2 protein-coding genes are annotated in these 1,541 nt (G+C 69.0%); both read right to left on the reverse strand.

The genetic code is table 11. The annotated features are described in order from the left end of the window. Window positions 1–149: 149 nt before the first annotated feature. Window positions 150–836, reverse strand: coding sequence for a signal peptidase I (gene lepB, locus ACEN88_RS31345; RefSeq protein WP_413346016.1), 687 nt, complete (start codon window positions 834–836; stop codon window positions 150–152). Between the two features lie 94 nt (window positions 837–930). Continuing rightward, window positions 931–1,212 carry a hypothetical protein gene (locus ACEN88_RS31350; protein WP_413346018.1) on the reverse strand — a complete coding sequence of 94 codons (282 nt, stop codon included), beginning with the start codon at window positions 1,210–1,212 and terminating at the stop codon, window positions 931–933. Between the last annotated feature and the right edge of the window lie 329 nt (window positions 1,213–1,541).

The raw sequence follows: 1,541 nt of genomic DNA on the forward strand, positions 1-1,541 counted from the left end.
AACCCCCGCCCCCCCCGGGCGCCGCGCCCCCCCCCAAAATTTGGCGGGGGTTCTCCCCCCCCCCCCCCCCCCCCCCCCCCCCCCCCGCGCCCCCCCCCCGGAACACCGAGGGCACGCAGGCGCAGCCAGTGCCGCCTGCGCGCACGCGATCAGTCGGGATGGTACAGCGACATGCCGAAACGCTCCGTGCGCGGCATCCAGTTGCCCTGGTAGTCGGCGGAGACGAGCACGCGTTCGGCGCGGCCCACGAGCAGCTTGCGCGGCACGAGGCCGATCACGCGCGAGTCGGCGCTGTTGTCGCGGTTATCGCCCAGCATCAGGTATTCGCCTTGCGGCACCGTGACGGGACCGAAGGTGCGCGGTGCCAGCACGTCCGGCATGATCTGGATGTGGCGCGGCCCGCGCGCGGCCTTGTCGCCCCACGTCTCGGCCAGCTGCAGCGCGCGCATCGCGGTGCCGCCGACGGAATCGAGCGAGTGTTCGACGACGCGGTAGTCGGCACCCTTCCCGTTGATGTACAAACGTTCGTTGCGCATCTCGACGACGTCGCCCGGCAGCGCGACGACGCGCTTGATCAAGAGGGTGTTGTCGCGCGGGGAGCGGAACGTGACGATGTCGCCGCGCTGCGGCTCGCCCAGGTGCGCGAGCACGACGTTCGTGAGCGGCACCTTGAGGTCGAACGCGAGGCGGTTCACGAGCACGACGTCGCCTTCCAGCAGGTTCGGATGCATCGACGCGGACGGGATCGGATTCCAGTCCGCGACCGCCGTGCGGAACACGCCGAACAGGACGAGAAACGCCAGAAAGCCTTTGTTGTTGCGCGCCCAGTTCTTCATTCAGGTCTCCCGCTCGTGGAATGTTCTTGTCGCTCTGCCGATGTTATACGCGCGCTGACTTAACCGAGAATTAAGACGCGCGTATGCATAGGCCTCACCGGGTTTTCGTGCGAAAAAAACGCCACGCTTCGTCGGCCGTATCGACGTCGTGATTCATCGGACCGAGGATTTTCTTCAACAGCCAGGGCAGTTCCTCGTCCTTCGACGCGTTGATATGGCCGCCGCCGTCGATGCGCAGGAACTCGACCTGTACACCGGCGGCGTCGCCGCCCCACACCATGCGCGTGGCCGTCGTCGGATCGTCGGTGCGCAGATGCGGAAAGCGGAACGTGGCCGGCGCGCCGGACAGGCCGTCCGCCTGCCGCCATGCCGCCACCGTCGCCTGTCGCGCGGCGTGTAGCCGCCGAAGCTTTCCCGGCCGAGGACCGCGGCCGCCGCTTCGCCGTGGCCATGCAACAGGATCACCACGGGACGCTTGCCCGGCGCCTCGGGCACGCCCGGGTCGAGCACGAGGTAGCGGCGCTCGCCTTCCGGCCGCGCCGGCCCGTGCGACCATCGCCATTCCGATTCGACGAGGAGGTGGCAGATGGCAGGTTCGATTCCACGGCTGGCGGCATGCATTGCGCTGATCACGGCAACGGCGGCGCATGCCGCCGGGTACGCGGCACACACGCTGGCGCGGCCGGAAGGCGAGCGCCGCTACCT

This window comes from Massilia sp. CT11-108, from assembly GCF_047302915.1.
Taxonomy (GTDB): domain Bacteria; phylum Pseudomonadota; class Gammaproteobacteria; order Burkholderiales; family Burkholderiaceae_D; genus Telluria; species Telluria orientalis.